The organism is Chryseobacterium sp. JJR-5R (assembly GCF_034047335.1).
Taxonomy (GTDB): Bacteria; Bacteroidota; Bacteroidia; order Flavobacteriales; family Weeksellaceae; genus Chryseobacterium.
The window spans coordinates 817,218-831,812 of sequence record NZ_CP139137.1 but is presented as its reverse complement, the minus strand read 5'-3'; the positions used below and the strand labels follow the sequence as shown (position 1 = coordinate 831,812).

Annotated in this window: 14 protein-coding genes; 2 read left to right on the top strand and 12 right to left on the bottom strand. The window is 42.0% G+C overall.

Annotated elements, in window-relative coordinates; translation table 11 throughout:
• Positions 1 to 36: 36 nt before the first annotated feature.
• Positions 37 to 1,542, bottom strand: a complete 1,506-nt coding sequence (gene mqo / locus SD427_RS03960; protein WP_320559995.1) for a malate dehydrogenase (quinone) — start codon at positions 1,540 to 1,542, stop codon at positions 37 to 39.
• 252 nt (positions 1,543 to 1,794) lie between these two features.
• Positions 1,795 to 2,838 carry an NAD(P)H-dependent glycerol-3-phosphate dehydrogenase gene (locus SD427_RS03955; RefSeq protein WP_320559994.1) on the bottom strand — a complete coding sequence of 348 codons (1,044 nt, stop codon included), beginning with the start codon at positions 2,836 to 2,838 and terminating at the stop codon, positions 1,795 to 1,797.
• Between the two features lie 227 nt (positions 2,839 to 3,065).
• Here SD427_RS03955 and SD427_RS03950 point away from each other — a divergent pair, with 227 nt between their 5' ends.
• Entirely contained in the window at positions 3,066 to 4,082 is a 1,017-nt protein-coding gene (locus tag SD427_RS03950; RefSeq protein WP_320559993.1) for a M23 family metallopeptidase, read from the top strand.
• Between the two features lie 87 nt (positions 4,083 to 4,169).
• Here SD427_RS03950 and SD427_RS03945 read toward each other — a convergent pair whose 3' ends face one another.
• The 6 genes from SD427_RS03945 to SD427_RS03920 all read right to left on the bottom strand — a co-directional run bounded on the left by SD427_RS03945 (position 4,170) and on the right by SD427_RS03920 (position 9,262).
• Positions 4,170 to 4,820, bottom strand: a complete 651-nt coding sequence (locus tag SD427_RS03945; RefSeq protein ID WP_320559992.1) for an NAD(P)-dependent oxidoreductase — start codon at positions 4,818 to 4,820, stop codon at positions 4,170 to 4,172.
• A 56-nt stretch (positions 4,821 to 4,876) separates the two neighbouring features.
• Positions 4,877 to 5,287 carry an Rrf2 family transcriptional regulator gene (locus SD427_RS03940; protein ID WP_320559991.1) on the bottom strand — a complete coding sequence of 137 codons (411 nt, stop codon included), beginning with the start codon at positions 5,285 to 5,287 and terminating at the stop codon, positions 4,877 to 4,879.
• A gap of 230 nt (positions 5,288 to 5,517) precedes the next feature.
• Complete coding sequence (locus tag SD427_RS03935) at positions 5,518 to 6,984, bottom strand: serine hydrolase (protein WP_320559990.1); 1,467 nt, start codon at positions 6,982 to 6,984, stop codon at positions 5,518 to 5,520.
• A gap of 86 nt (positions 6,985 to 7,070) precedes the next feature.
• A complete protein-coding gene (locus tag SD427_RS03930) occupies positions 7,071 to 7,646 on the bottom strand; it encodes a helix-turn-helix domain-containing protein (protein WP_320559989.1) in 576 nt (191 codons plus the stop codon).
• Between the two features lie 86 nt (positions 7,647 to 7,732).
• Positions 7,733 to 8,683 (bottom strand): hypothetical protein, encoded by a 951-nt coding sequence (locus tag SD427_RS03925; protein ID WP_320559988.1) that lies wholly within the window; start codon positions 8,681 to 8,683, stop codon positions 7,733 to 7,735.
• Between the two features lie 144 nt (positions 8,684 to 8,827).
• Positions 8,828 to 9,262, bottom strand: a complete 435-nt coding sequence (locus SD427_RS03920; RefSeq protein ID WP_320559987.1) for an FKBP-type peptidyl-prolyl cis-trans isomerase — start codon at positions 9,260 to 9,262, stop codon at positions 8,828 to 8,830.
• 230 nt (positions 9,263 to 9,492) lie between these two features.
• On the opposite strand from SD427_RS03920, the gene SD427_RS03915 reads away from it, so the two are divergent.
• Complete coding sequence (locus tag SD427_RS03915; protein ID WP_320559986.1) at positions 9,493 to 10,494, top strand: catalase; 1,002 nt, start codon at positions 9,493 to 9,495, stop codon at positions 10,492 to 10,494.
• A gap of 68 nt (positions 10,495 to 10,562) precedes the next feature.
• Here SD427_RS03915 and SD427_RS03910 read toward each other — a convergent pair whose 3' ends face one another.
• The 4 genes from SD427_RS03910 to SD427_RS03895 all read right to left on the bottom strand — a co-directional run bounded on the left by SD427_RS03910 (position 10,563) and on the right by SD427_RS03895 (position 14,589).
• Positions 10,563 to 11,609: a TerC/Alx family metal homeostasis membrane protein gene (locus tag SD427_RS03910; RefSeq protein WP_320559985.1), complete on the bottom strand. Its 1,047-nt coding sequence runs from the start codon at positions 11,607 to 11,609 to the stop codon at positions 10,563 to 10,565.
• A gap of 144 nt (positions 11,610 to 11,753) precedes the next feature.
• Positions 11,754 to 12,365: a TerD family protein gene (locus SD427_RS03905; RefSeq protein ID WP_320559984.1), complete on the bottom strand. Its 612-nt coding sequence runs from the start codon at positions 12,363 to 12,365 to the stop codon at positions 11,754 to 11,756.
• Positions 12,366 to 12,456: 91 nt separating this feature from the next.
• Positions 12,457 to 13,404, bottom strand: a complete 948-nt coding sequence (locus tag SD427_RS03900) for a hypothetical protein (protein WP_320559983.1) — start codon at positions 13,402 to 13,404, stop codon at positions 12,457 to 12,459.
• Between the two features lie 15 nt (positions 13,405 to 13,419).
• The gene (locus SD427_RS03895) at positions 13,420 to 14,589 is read right to left on the bottom strand and encodes a toxic anion resistance protein (protein WP_320559982.1); all 1,170 of its coding nucleotides are present in this window, start codon (positions 14,587 to 14,589) and stop codon (positions 13,420 to 13,422) included.
• Between the last annotated feature and the right edge of the window lie 6 nt (positions 14,590 to 14,595).

Below are 14,595 nucleotides of genomic sequence, written 5' to 3'. Positions count from 1 at the left end.
GATTATTGCTTATCACCCATTGCTCATTACAGGTGTTTAGTATTCAAGTTTTAACTTTTCTTTGGTATAATCCCTCACTTTTTCGGTAAGCTCCGGATTTGCGGAAAGCTTCTGGCCGTAGGAAGGGATCATCTCCAGTAATTTTTCTTTCCATTCTACGTTCAGTTTTTCAGGAAAGCATTTTTCAAGGACATTCAGCATGGCATACACTGCCGTAGATGCGCCGGGAGAAGCGCCTAACAGAGAAGCGATGGTTCCGGACTTATTGACCACCACTTCAGTACCGAACTCTAGTTTGCCGCCTGCTTTTTCGTCTTTTTTGATGATCTGAACTCTCTGTCCTGCCACTTTCAGTTCCCAATCCTCTTCTCTGGCATCTTTAACAAATTCCCTGAGATGCTGTATCCTCTGTGCTTTGGTCATTGCTACCTGCTGAACCAGATATTTTGTCAGCGGAATATTATGCCACCATGCCCCGAATAAAGATTTCAGGTTTTTGGTATTGACGCTTTCAGGAAGGTCAAGATAGCTTCCTTCTTTAAGGAATTTTGTTGAAAACCCTGCGAAAGGTCCGAACAGCAAGGCTTTCTGACCGTCAATAATCCTTAAATCCAAATGAGGGACAGACATAGGCGGTGCGTCAACAGTGGCCTGGGTATAGACTTTTGCCTGATGCTTCTCCACCAATTCCTGATTATGGGTTACCAGCCATTGCCCGGAAACCGGAAATCCGCCGTACCCCTCGCTTTCTTTGATATCGGAACTTTCCAGCAACGGCAGCGCATATCCGCCTGCACCGATGAAAACGAAGTCTGCTCTTACTTCCTGTTTATGGTTGTGGATCCTGTCTTTCACTTTCATTTCCCAGGTTCCGTCTTCTTTGGGATCGATGTCTTTCACTTCATGGTAAAGGAAAACCTCAACATTGGAATCTTCCAGCAGATGCCTGCCCATTTTTCTGGTGAGGGCCCCGAAATTGACGTCTGTTCCCAAGTCCATTTTCGTAGCCGCCATAATTTCTGAAGGATTTCTTTTGCCCATGACCAAAGGAATCCATTCTTTCAGTTTTTCATGGTCCGTAGAAAACTCCATTCCTTTGAACAGAGCGGAACCCGACATCTTATCATGACGCTTTTTTAAATATTCAGCATCTTTTTCACCGAATACCAGGCTCATGTGCGGACAGGAATTGATAAAGTCTCTGGGCTCCTGAATGTATCCTTTGGTAATCAGATAAGACCAGAACTGTTTGGAGATCTCAAACTGTTCCGCAATACTTTCCGCTTTGGAGATATCTATGGTTCCGTCAGGTTTTTCAGGCGTATAATTGAGTTCACAAAATGCAGAATGCCCTGTTCCTGCATTGTTCCAGGCTGCGGTGCTTTCTTTGGCAAACCTGCCCAGTCTTTCAAATATGGCAATATCCAGATCCGGATTAAATTCATGCAATAAAGTAGCTAAGGTGGCACTCATGATCCCGCCACCGATAAGGACAACGTCGTATTTCGGTTTCGGCGTTCTGCTTGTAAGCGATTGTGACATAATTTAAAATTTAAATATGATATCAAATTTCGGGAAAACTTCTCAGAGTAAAGGCTTGTTTAAACAATTTATCTGCCTTATTTTATATGAACACGGGTATTGCCTTTCAAACATAGGCAAAAGTAATCAACTTATGACGTTTTAATGATGGTATACAATGACAAGACTAACAAAATCGCAAAATCAACCATTAAGATTAATGGTACCCAAGTGTCAGATATAAAATTCCCGAATCAATCCAGTTGATCTGGATTAATTTAGTTTTGTCGTGAGTTTTTTGAATTGCTTTTCTGCATTTTTCCCTTCATACAGAATTCCGTAAATGGTATCAATGATCGGAAGGGCCAGCCCTTTCTCTTTGGAGGTCTTATAAATAGAATCCGCTGCATAATATCCTTCTGCTACCATGTTCATAGACTGGATTGCAGATTTTACCGTATAGCCTTTCCCGATCAGATTCCCGAGGTTCCTGTTTCTTGAGAACAGTGAATACGCTGTTACGAGTAAATCCCCTAAATAAGCACTTTCATTCACATCCCGCGGTGCCTCATAGATGGCTTCAAGGAAGGTCTCCATTTCCCGGATGGCATTTGAGACGAAAACGGCCGTAAAGTTGTCCCCGTATCCCAGGCCACTGGCAATCCCGGCTCCGATGGCGAAAATATTTTTAAGGATTGCGCTGTACTCATTTCCTAAGATATCTTTGCTGGAACGCATCTTGATGAAATCAGAATTGAATATATCTACCAATTTCTGAGAGGTTGATTCTTCTACCGTAGCAACCGTAAGGTACGAAAGCCGCTCCATGGCTACTTCTTCGGCATGGCAAGGCCCGGCAATAACTGCCTGGTTCCTGAACCCAATCCTGAATTCATCCCGCAGGTAATGGGCCACTACATCATTTACTTTGGGAATAATCCCTTTAATGGCAGAAACGAAAATCTTGTCTTTGTAATCACAGGTCATATTACCCATCATATCAGAAAGATAGATGGACGGCGTAGCCAGCACAATGGTGTCACAGGCAGACACCAGCTCATTGATATCGGTGGTAAGCTTTAAATTTTTAAGATTAAAATTCACTGCCGTAAGATAAGTCGGATTATGGCCTCTCTGCTCAATGGCTCCTTTTACGTATTCGTTTCTTACGCACCAATGTACCACTTTACAGTTTTCAACAAGCATTTTTACAATAGCCGTTGCAAAACTCCCGCTTCCGACAACCCCTACTGCAACATCATTCTTGCTTTTTTTTGTATTCGATTTAGATTCTGTAACCGTTTTCTTTTTAGCCATGATAGAAAATGTGAATTGCAAATATATTAAAACAAAGATTGAAGCACGTATTTAGATACATGATAAAATCTCGTTTCCAATAAAAATTAATATTTAAGGACAATTAAATATTTAATTCTCCGTTATTTATCTGAATACTTAAAGTGTTGTTAAAAATATGCCATAAAGTATATTTTTAATTAAATTTGCAGGCTTAAACCGTTTTGTAACATACTAAGAGAAGAAAAATGAAGAACTTTCTAAGCAGCAGAAGGAACATAAACATCCTTTTGGGAGGGCTTTTATCAGTGGTTTTTGCACAGGGCATGTTCATTGCCAGACTGTATTCTGAAAAAGACGACAAAAATTATGAAGTAAATCTTGTTAAAATAAATACTGAAAAAGACAGTGTTGATTACCTGAAAATGAAAACAGATCTCACTTTGGTAGATCAGACTGTTACAGAACTGAATTCTTTCCTGAGGTCTAAGGATGTACCCATTGAAAGACTGACAATTCTGAGTAAAGACAGCATTTCCAATTCCATTTATCTGGCCAGACAGGCCAACCGGTACAGCCAGTACCTGATGGATCTTCAAAAGAAACTGATGCAGGTTCCTTTGGGAATGCCTACTGAAGGATACATTTCATCGAATTTCGGGATCAGAAAGAACCCGATCCCTTTTAAAACCGTTTTTGCCTCTGTGAAGTCCGCTCCGGGCAATATGCCGAAACCTGCCGCGGCCCCTGCTGCTCCGGAAGTAAAGGCTGAACCGGTAGAAAGAATTATTGAAGTTACCGACAGCTACGGAGAAAAAAGGCAGGTAAAGGTGATGGTAACACCGAAAGCCGCTCCTTCGGCTCCGGCAGCCACTGCATCAGCAAAAAATACAGCAGGCAGCAACACGGAAAAACCGACAGAAAAGAACAATCCACCGGCGGAAGCAGACCAGATGCAGTTTCATAAAGGACTGGATATCGCAGTACCGTTCGGTTCTGACGTGGTGGCAACGGCTGCCGGGACGGTTATTTTCTCAGGGCAGAAAGGCGGTTACGGGAACTGTGTGATCGTATCCCACGGCAACGGGCTTGCAACGCTTTACGGGCATTTGTCCCAGCTGGTAGCTAAAGCAAATGACAAGGTAAAAGTGGGGCAGGTAATTGCCAAATCAGGAAATTCCGGCCGCTCTACCGGCCCGCACCTTCATTATGAGGTGCATAAGAACAATACGCCTGTAAACCCGAAGCTGTTCATGAATTTATAAAGAGATTAAATGATTATATTGAGCAATTACGGCGGCCTCGTTCAGAACGAGGCCGCCGTAATTTTTTTAAGCAGATTCTGAAAAAGATCAGTAAGCCGCTGTAAAACGCTCACGGATGTGATTATTCTGCTCCAGTTCATCAACCAAGACTACGGCAACATCTTCTACGGAAAGCACACTTCGTCCGTTTTCATCAAATACCGGATTTTCAAGAGCCGTTCTGTAGCTTCCTGTCCTTACGCCTGCCGTTCCGGGATGCATTTCGATAGCCGGGCTGAAGAATGTCCAGTCCAATGTATTGTTTTCTTTAATTCTGTTCAGGTAATCTCTCGCGGCAGTGGCCCCGGGCTTGATATCGGCAGGGAAATCCGGACCGTCCACCAGTTGCTTTCCGTCAATAAATAGGCTGCCCGCCCCGCCAACGGTAATGAATCTTTTTACCCCTGACTGTTCTACGGCTTTTTCAATATTCACGGAACCGTTCAGGAAATCATCATACAGGTTCGGATTGGTCCAGCCTGCATTGAATGTACTGATCACCGCATCATTTCCTTTTAAGGCTTCCGCCAGTTCCTCTACATGGTTTACATCAACACTTTTTGCCGTTACTTTTTCATTCTGCTGAACTTTTGAGGCATCTCTTACGATAGCTTCCACTTCATATCCTCTGTCTGACAATTCTTTAATCACATGTGTTCCCACAAATCCTGTGGCTCCGATTACTGCTACTTTTTTCATACTTTTTTATTTAAATTAATTGTAATACATTTTGTTACATTTATAATCAAAAAAATTTAACTGAAATGATCTGTAAATTCTTTAAGGGTTTTATTTCCCAGAAATTTTATAACCAGCTGATCTGTTTCTGAAAACAGGGCATTTAAATGATCATTGATTTCTTTTCCAACAGGACAAAGCGGATTGGGCTTTCGGTTCTTTTTACCTAAGACATCCGTGTTCTTCACTGCAGCGTAAATCTCCGCAATGGTAACAGCTTCCGCATCTCTGGACAGCCGGCTTCCACCCTCTTTTCCCTGCCGGCTGATTACCAGACCTGCTTCCCTCAGAATACTCAGCTCTTTACGGACCATTACAGGATTGATGTTAATGCTGCCTGCCATCCATTCGGATGTAAGCCAATCCTGCGGACTGTCTGCCAGTAACGTCATGATATGTACTGCGGTTGCAAATCTTGTGTTATTCATCTTGATTACTTTGCAAAGGTAAATATTTTCTTAATTGTAACAAAATCAATTACAATTAAAAATGTGTTAAATTAAGTACTGAAACTCTGCGAAATTTTAAAGCTTGCTTGCTGCATATATTCTTGCAGGTTTTTTTAGATCTCGCAGATTTAAATGCACATAAAAATCTGCGAGAAATAATTTTAACCCGACTGCAAAATTAACTGTAATTTATTCCGGTTCATTGAGCCTTACCTGGTTTCTATTTCTACAATCTTTTTTCCGGCCCCGCCAAAGTATTGATTGATCAGGGCTTCATAAATGGTATATCCGTTTTCGACATTGGTGAAAATGACAAGGCCCTGTTTTGTTTTGGGCAACAGGAAAGAAATGGTATTGACACCTTTATCTAAACCGCCGTGTGAAAGGGCGATATCATTGTTTCCCAGGTCATAGATTTCAAAACCGAGTCCGAAATATTTATCGTTTTTGATTTTAACCTGCCTGGTTTTCACATCTTCAAAAACAGCGGGTGACAGCAGACTGTCATTCAGTACAGCCACTAAAAATTTACCGTAATCTTCTACAGAAGTGATGAGATCATCCGCTGCATTCACTGTTTTATTTTTTACGTTTCCGTAAGGGTTCCCATTTTTATCGTAACCTGTAACCATTCTTTCCGAATCTTTTTGCTCGTTCCAGATATAACTGGTGTCGCCCATATCCAGAGGCCGGAATATAAGTTCTTTTGCCAGCTGTTCCAGACTTTTACGGAACTTTTTCTCAATCGCTTTCCGCAGGTATTCAAAGCCCTCTCCTGAATACTGGTAGCGCGTTCCGGGATCAGCTTCAAAGCTTAACTTATTATCTTTGCGCTGCCATCTCCAGTTCGGGAAACCGGTCTGATGGCTTAACACCAATCGGGTCGTTAATTTTTTATGCCGGACGTCCTTTGCAAGATCAGGGTCTGTCCAATAGTGATAAAGCGGCTCATCAAGGCTCCATTTCCCAAGGCTTACCAGCCGCAAAGCAACCAGTGCGGTTACCGGTTTCGTCAAAGATGCAACATTAAAAAGACTGTTGTAAGGTGCGGCCGTTTTGCCGTCAAGCGTTCCGTATACTTTTACCTGTGTCAGTTTTCCACCTTCTATAATGCCCAATCCTAAAGTCGGAATACGGTTGTTTTTCATCAATTGTTCAATAGGATCTGTAATCTGTGCCTTACCCGGCTGTTGATGATCATAGCTCAGGACATCACTCATCATCCAGTTTCCGTCCTTTTTCAACCAGACCGTCGTGAACCTTGCCTGGCCTCCCAGCACATCTTCTTTATTCTTTTCCCGGATATAAAAACGGTGTTCCCCGGACTGTATCGCACCATACAGATTCCCGTTATTATACAGAGGAAAAACCTCCAGGCTGTTTTCTACTACTTTACGGATAGGCTTCTGGTCAGGATTGGAACAGATATTCTGTCTTGTTCTTTCTAGAAATAGTTGTTTATCCTGAAAACCGCCTTTGTCATGGTAAAACTTAAGATCTCCGGCTACTGATTTTTCCAGGTAGGACATATCACAGTTATTGAATCCGCGCTCAAAAAAGAGGCTGTCCTGTTTCTTCAGTTCTGTAAATAAAGGTGAATTTTTATCGATCTGGGCTTTCAGGCTCCCGATGAAAAGAAAGAAAATAAAGATGCTGATGCAGGTACGTTTTGTCATTGAATTATTTTTGGCAAAGATTCAGAAATAATTAAATAGAACCTGAAAATTCAACCTGACAAAGACCTGACAATTGCCTGCCAGCCTTATATAATACTGAAATTCAGCTTATAGAAAAGTTTTTGTTTCCGGTCAATTTCATACGCATTTCTCAGGATGATGTATATATTGGAAAGGGTGAGCAGGATCATGGTCATGAGGACAGCCTTAGACCCAAGCTTAAGAAGAGCGACAATCATAAAAATAACGGGCGAAATGACGGCCAGGAATATCTGGAGGGAAATAATCTGTTTGGCTATTGAAGAGTTCTGTTTTGTGAAAAACATCACCAATAACGGCAGCAGGAAATTAGCAACCGGTAACCATGCGAAAGGAAGTGAAGAAATATTGATCATTTTAACCCAGGTATAATTAACGGATTCTTCTTTTTCTCCTGTAAAAAAAGGTTCTTCAGCCTGTATTTTTATCTCTGCCTGAATGTCCCGAGCCAATAGCTCTTTTTCAGTGATGTTAAGGCTTGAGGCCAAATTTTTAAGCGTATAACCCTTAGGATCGGCTCCTGCTTCGATCCTTTGAATGGTCCTGACGGAAATGCCTGACTTTCCGGCCAGTTCTTCCTGCGTGAGGTTCTGTTCTTCCCTGATTTTTTTTAATTCTGACATCTGTAACAATAATCAGCAGCAAATGTACAGATTCAGGCGCTTTTAACCGCCGGTTTAAAGAAAAAACGGCCTTATTTCTTACTTGGTTACAAGATCAGCTTGTCCAGGTCCAGGAGCAGGTAATTGATGTTCTGATTGATGGTCCGTGTTGCCGACTGCATCTGGTTCAGCATAGCCGCCCTGTCATGCAGGTCGCCGGAACGGTAGTACCCTCCATCGCTGAAAATAACGGAACGGTCTGCGGCGTTCTGATCATCATCAAACTGATAATGCAGCCACCGCTGTTTCATGCTGCTGATAATAGAATGTTTCTCTTTGTTTGAAAATTTCTTCTCTGTGTACATATACCATATAAAAGGCGGAAAATTTGGGGATTCCAGCTTCTCCTTCCAGATGTCCCTCAATAGGTTCCTCTGATGGATGAATTCCACTTTTTTCCCTTTGGGGTTAAAAGTGGCCAGGCCGAATCCTGCGCCTAAAGCGCCGCCTCCGATATCAACGGCACTGCTCCACGCATCATCTCTTATAATTCCTCCTGCGATGGATGCGGCGGCGCCTGTAACAATGGAATATAAGATCAGCCTGTTGTTCCTTGAATCATTCAGGTTATCCACATAATTCCCGATTTGTGCCACCCGCTCTCCTTCACAGTCAAATTCTGCGGCCACCGCATCCAGTTCCGTTAAAGCAATGGTTATTTTGCTGTTGATTTTACTTTTGAGCTGCAGAACCTTTACCTGCGATGCAAGGGAAGTATCTTTTTTAAGCTCCATGATTTCATGAACTTCATCCAGGTTATCCAGGGCATTTAAAATCAGGATGCTCTGGTCAGAAAAAATACCTTTCAGGTCCTGGTTGGCTGCAATAATGGAATCTGAACGGTAAGACGGTATTTTCTCTGAATAATTGTATTTAAAGGGGGCTTTGCAGTAGCTGTCTTTTAAAGTCAGAATATTCTGCCTGATGGCCTGGTTTTTCCTGGACATACAGGAAGCCAGCAGACAGAAGGCTGTTAAAAGGCAAATCAGTTTTTTCATTTCATTGTATTTTATTAATCAGCAAGACTGTTCCAATCCTGTTGTGATTACCTAACTGTTTTTAATTAATCTCCTGACTAAAATACGGAAATAAAAAAATTTACCCGGAATCCGGGTAAATTTTAAGCTATTTTTAAGATGGGCCTATTTAATTTCAAGCAATTCAACTTCAAAGACAAGGGTGCTGTTCGGCCCGATTTCCTTGCTGATCTGCTGGTCTCCATACGCCAGATGCGGCGGGATAATCAGTCTCCATTTGCTTCCTGCAGGCATCAGCTGTAATGCTTCCGTCCATCCTTTGATTACCTTGTTTAAAGGGAATGAAGCAGGAGTCCCTCTTTTCACAGAGCTGTCGAAAACCTTTCCGGAAATCGTGGTTCCGTGGTAGTGGCATTTTACGGTAGACCTCGGGCCCGGTTTTTCCCCGTCTCCTTCTTTGATGATCTCATACTGAAGGCCGCTTGGCAGCTGAACAACCGTTTCACGCTTGCCATATGCTTCCATATACTCTTTACCGTCATTCAGATTCTTTTCTGCCTGCTCTTTTTTACGCTTAAATAACATATCTGCTACGCCCATAATTGATATTTTTTACAAATATAGTATTTTTTAAGGCGCGAAGATCTGTACGGTAAAGTGAAGACTTTTCAGTTGAGGTCTCCTTTACCCGCTCTAACCTTTTTGTTTTCAGTATTTTAATATTAAATCGGTTAACCATAAACCTTTATCGTCAAGAAAGTTCAAATATCATTAATACTCTATTAACACCGTTTCAAAAACTTGGCGTTATAATTGGACTTAAAAACTGAATGCCAGATCCATTAAAATACAATAAGGAATACGATAAGCTGACTGCAGACGAAGAGAAACTTCTTGAAATTAACAAAAAAAGCATTTCGGATTTCGTTGAACAGTCACCTACGACGAGTGACATTAACTACGCCACGCGTAATGCCCATGCGAAGACCTACGCGGTTGTGAAGGGCGAATTTTTAATTGCCAAAGGTATTCCTGAGGAATTCCAGCCGTTTTTTGATGAGGAAAAATATGATTTGACCATCAGGTTCTCCAATGCGCACCTTAAAGTTAAACGTGGTAAAAAAGACATTCCTGCCTATGGTTTTGCCGTTAAAATAAAGGATAACAACGGTATGCTCATCGCGAATTACCCGATGGTTAATTTTCCTTTATTCCCGATTAATTCCGTAAGTACTTTTTTAAAACTGTTCACTTCAGTAAACCAGTTCTTTGTTAAAAAATGGAACTCTTTTTCCCTGCTGCTGCAGCTTATCAAAGTAATTCCTTCTACGTTTACCGCTTCCTTTGCGAAAAATGTGATTAAACTCTGGAATAAGAGAAATGATTTTATTTTATCATTCGATTTCCATTCTGTAGGCGTATACCGCCTGGGAGACCATATGATGAAGATTAAGCTGAAACCGCAGGGCGTGGACAGGCATTTCGGAAAAAAATTAAAAGTAAAGGATGCGATTGAGCAGTATTTAAACAATCAGGATTTTACAGCTGATGTTCTGATCCAGATCTGTTATAATTTGAAGCACCAGCCTGTCAACCAGCTGAATGTGGAATGGAAAAAGTCCCCCTATGTAAAAATCGGGGAAGTAAGGATTGAAAGGAATTCGCTTCTGGATGCCACATCCTGTGACAACGAAATGCTGTCATTTAATCCTTTTGAAAACAAACTTTTCTTTCAGCCTGTAGGGAAAATCCAGAGGCTCAGGGATGAGGCGTACAAAGTTTCTGTCCAGACCCGACGGAAGATCAATAAGCTTCTGAAATACCAGCGGTAATAATTTATTCAATCAAATAATTATCATAAATAAAAAGGCTTTACACATGGTAAAGCCTTTTTATTAGTTTATTGTCCGAGCTCTTCTTTACCGTCATCTTCTTTTTTATCAGGGAAAATGATTGATAAAAGAACGGAAATGACCAGGACTCCGCCTACAATTCCTAATGAAACCGGGGACGGAATATGAATCCACGGTGCAATGAGCATTTTTATCCCGATAAAAGTCAGGATCACGGCCAGCCCGTAAGGCAGCTTGCTGAACATATGGATGAAGTTTGCCAGCAGGAAATACAGGGACCTTAATCCTAAAATCGCAAAAATATTGGAGGTATAAAGGATAAAAGGGTCATTGGAGATAGCAAAGATCGCAGGGATGGAATCCACTGCAAAGAGCACATCCGTAAATTCAATTACGGCAACCACTACCAGAAGGGGCGTTGCCATTTTAATCCCGTTCTGAACGGTGAAAAATTTATCTCCTGCATAATTATCGGAAACCTTCCAGAATCTTTTAATCAGCCTTGCTCCCGCGGTATTGCTGTAATCCTCGTCTTCATCACCGTCACCGCCTCCCCAGGATTTAATTCCGGCATAGACGAGGAACAGGCCGAACAGGGCCATCACAACATTAATCTTCACTGCGTGCCCGAAAATATTCATTTCAGGAAGATAGGTCAGATTGATTAAACCCACTCCTGCGAAGATGAATATCGCCCTGAAAATCAGTGCCCCGATAATCCCCCAGAAAAGGACTTTGTGATGAAGGTATTTCGGGACTTTAAAAAAACCGAAAACCAGGATGAATACAAACAGGTTGTCTACCGAAAGGGCTTTCTCAATCCAGTATGCTGCCTGATACTGCGTAAATTTCTCTACTGCCAAAGCATGGCTTTCCGGTGAACCGTCTGTATTGAAAACCCAATAGACCACTCCTGAAAAAACCATGGAAAGCGAGATCCATACAACAGACCAGATGGTGGCTTCCTTTGAGGAAACTTCGTGACTCTTTTTATTGAAAACCCCTAAGTCCAGGAGCAGCATGATAACTACAGTTACCGCAAATCCCCAAACCAGACCGGGGTGAAGATCTAAAATACTTTGATGTTTGTCCACTTTCTAATGTGCTTATGATACGATAAAAGCAATAGCTGTACAACAGACAGGTATTGCTGATTTTTAAATATGTATACTTTATCAGTGGTAAAACCGGATTAAACCTTTTTATTGACACTAATAAAATACTTATTCATTTATTATTTACAGGTATTTCTGTTTTACGGTTTCAACCGTTTCCTCCAGTTTCCTGTCTTTTGTGGGATCTCCTACGGCATTGAACTTCCATTCTCCGTTTTTCTTGTAGAATACGCCCATAACCATCGCCACATGACCTTTAAAAGAGGCATCATTGGCAATATCATATTTAGCGAAAACTTCTCTCACATTGGTAGGCGTCCCTTCATAAATCCTGATTGAAGCAAAAGGAATGGTTCCGAAATCCTGTCCTCTGTAGCTGTTCAATACTAAAGCAACATGCTCTACACTGGAATCCAGGCCGCTGAAATCTACGGTGATTACTTCATTGTCAAGCCCGTCATCCCCGTTCACGTCACCTGTTAAATCATCACCGCTGTGTTTTACAGATCCGTTTTTGGATTTCAGGTTACCGAAGTAGATCACTTCCGTGGCATTTTTATTTGCATCGTATAAAATACAGCTTCCGTCAAGATCCACAGCTTCTTTTGAAGTTCCTCCGAAAAAGCCTTTTTTCTCTATTGCTCCCCAGTTGATCCCTACACAAGCCTGTGTAAGCGTTGTTCCGTTTTCTTTTGTCAGGTTGATCCTCTGACCTTTCTGTAAGTTAATCGCCATATTTTTATGTTTAGTGTTGTTGTTATTATTCTGCAAAACCGTTCATCACCTTTAATTTAATGTCTCGCGGTTTCACGGTTTGGTTTTATTACTAATTATTAAGGTTTAAATTCAGCATCGCACGAAGGATATTGGTTTCTTCATTGATGTCGAATATCCTGCTCATGATGTCTACATTTTCCAGATTTTTCAGATAATCCTGCAAAACAGTAATCACCTGGTCCGGCAGCATTCTTTTTCTTTCCCCGATGGTTTCCTCCAGCTTCCGGTTTTTGTTCTTCAGCTGCTGAACAAGGGTCTGCCGGTTTGATTCATTGGGTAGGGCATCCAGTTTCTCCAGCTTTTTGGGATCAATCAGGTACATTTTCCTGCCTTCAATATCAAATATAAAACAGTCGTCCGTCTGAAACAGCTTAAACAACTCATACTCATTCCCAGAGATGTTGTACCCGCAGACAAAACGGACTTTAAAGTTCTGGATATTAAGCCTTCCCAGCAATTTCCTTTCGATCTGGTAATCATGGTACTGATATGCCGGAAATGAACCGGACTTCAACAGTTCCTCATCCACACCAGCCCTGTAAAATTCGGCTGCGTATTTTTTATAGAAATACAGCACATTTTCCCAGTTCAGCCGGAATTTATCTTCCGTAAGGTCTTTATACAGATTTCTTAAATGGCTGGAAAATATTCCGCTGTACATTCTCCGGTCTGTTTCAAAACCATCGGCCTGCTTTTCTTCAAAACCTGAAATGTATTTATTATTGACATCAATTTCATTGATGACTGCCAGCATATCATGTTCCTTCTGCCTTTTGATTTTGGTCAGAAGTTCGATGAGGCTGTCGGTATACTGCAGGTGGAACAGCTCAAGCTTACTGTAGTCAAGCGCCTCATTTTCCTGAAAAAGATGATGTATAACATCGGTTTTAATATAGATCGAGATTATATCGGCATTTTCAAAAAAATTGGCAAGAAGCTTAAGTCTCGTTAACCTTCTTTTGCTTTGGGACAGTATGTTTACAGCTTCATCATCCACCTTTTCAGGGTATTATTATCCTCTTACGTTTGCTTTCAGTTCGTGTTCCAGCGTCATCAGATCCTGATCCAGCTTTCTTCTTCCTTCCGCTCCCTGTTTCTGGATCTGTTTTACTTCATTCAGGGTACTGATCAGTTTTGAAGTGGTTTCTCTTAAAGTCTCCACAGAAACGACCGTCTGCTCATTGGCTCTCGCTACATTGATTGAGTTCTGGCCCAGGCGCTCTGCGTTTTTCTTCAGGATTTCTTCCGTAGTGGCAGAAACCTTCTGCTGGATCTCAATGCTCTGCTGCTGCCTGTACATGGCCACAGCCAGTGAAAGCTGGTTTTTCCAGAGCGGCAGTGTGGTCGTTAGGATCGTCTGCGCTTTTTCAGCAATGGAAACGTTGTTGTTCTGTACCAGCCTGATCTGCGGAAGCGACTGCATCATGATAAGGCGCACCACTTTAAGGTCTGCCAGCCTGCGGTCCAGCCTCGCGATGAAATCCCTTTTGTCTGCAATTTCATAGTCCTGGTAATTCTGCGGGGCAGCCTCCATGGTTGCGAGCTCGGCCGCTGCTTTTTCCATTCTGAGGTTTCCGGCAATTACCAGTTCTTCAATCTGTTTGATCGCATTTACATTGCTTTCAAAAATCGTCTGCAGTACTGCGTTATCTTTTGTCGAGGTAATAATTCCCGCATTGACTTTATAGGCAATCTGGTCGATATTATTGATGATCTTGTCATATTTCGCGAATAAATTCTCTACCTGCGTCATCAGCGTCTTCATAAACGGCAGCTTGCTTAGAAAGCTTTTGAATTTATTCTGGTTGAGTTCTTCGACATCCACGTAATTAAGCTCGACCAGTAAATTATTGATCAGCTCTCCCACTTCTCCGGAATTTGAACGTCTTACATTGCCTAAGAAGCTGTCACTCTGATTGGAAAGGGTCCTCTGGAGATCGGCTCCGAAATTTACGATGGATCCAGGGTTGGTTTCATCGATGGAATCGGCAAGCACTTCATATTTCCTGCGCTCTTCTACCTGTAACTGGGCCAGGTTGACGTTTCCGTCCCTGTCCACCACTACCGGTGCAGCTCCCTGGTTAGCGGCCGGTGCAGGCTGCTGCATAGGTGCAGGCTCAAAGGTTTTAAGCGGTTCAATGGACTGAAGCGGGTCTATAGGTTGGTTGGGTTGATTATCCATAGTTGA

Excerpts from the sequence above, each read along its gene's own strand:
- mqo (WP_320559995.1), bottom strand. The coding sequence starts at position 1,542 with ATGTCACAATCGCTTACAAGCAGAACGCCGAAACCGAAATACGACGTT.
- SD427_RS03955 (WP_320559994.1), bottom strand. The coding sequence starts at position 2,838 with ATGGCTAAAAAGAAAACGGTTACAGAATCTAAATCGAATACAAAAAAA.
- SD427_RS03950 (WP_320559993.1), top strand. The coding sequence starts at position 3,066 with ATGAAGAACTTTCTAAGCAGCAGAAGGAACATAAACATCCTTTTGGGA.
- SD427_RS03945 (WP_320559992.1), bottom strand. The coding sequence starts at position 4,820 with ATGAAAAAAGTAGCAGTAATCGGAGCCACAGGATTTGTGGGAACACAT.
- SD427_RS03940 (WP_320559991.1), bottom strand. The coding sequence starts at position 5,287 with ATGAATAACACAAGATTTGCAACCGCAGTACATATCATGACGTTACTG.
- SD427_RS03935 (WP_320559990.1), bottom strand. The coding sequence starts at position 6,984 with ATGACAAAACGTACCTGCATCAGCATCTTTATTTTCTTTCTTTTCATC.
- SD427_RS03930 (WP_320559989.1), bottom strand. The coding sequence starts at position 7,646 with ATGTCAGAATTAAAAAAAATCAGGGAAGAACAGAACCTCACGCAGGAA.
- SD427_RS03925 (WP_320559988.1), bottom strand. The coding sequence starts at position 8,683 with ATGAAAAAACTGATTTGCCTTTTAACAGCCTTCTGTCTGCTGGCTTCC.
- SD427_RS03920 (WP_320559987.1), bottom strand. The coding sequence starts at position 9,262 with ATGGGCGTAGCAGATATGTTATTTAAGCGTAAAAAAGAGCAGGCAGAA.
- SD427_RS03915 (WP_320559986.1), top strand. The coding sequence starts at position 9,493 with ATGCCAGATCCATTAAAATACAATAAGGAATACGATAAGCTGACTGCA.
- SD427_RS03905 (WP_320559984.1), bottom strand. The coding sequence starts at position 12,365 with ATGGCGATTAACTTACAGAAAGGTCAGAGGATCAACCTGACAAAAGAA.
- SD427_RS03895 (WP_320559982.1), bottom strand. The coding sequence starts at position 14,589 with ATGGATAATCAACCCAACCAACCTATAGACCCGCTTCAGTCCATTGAA.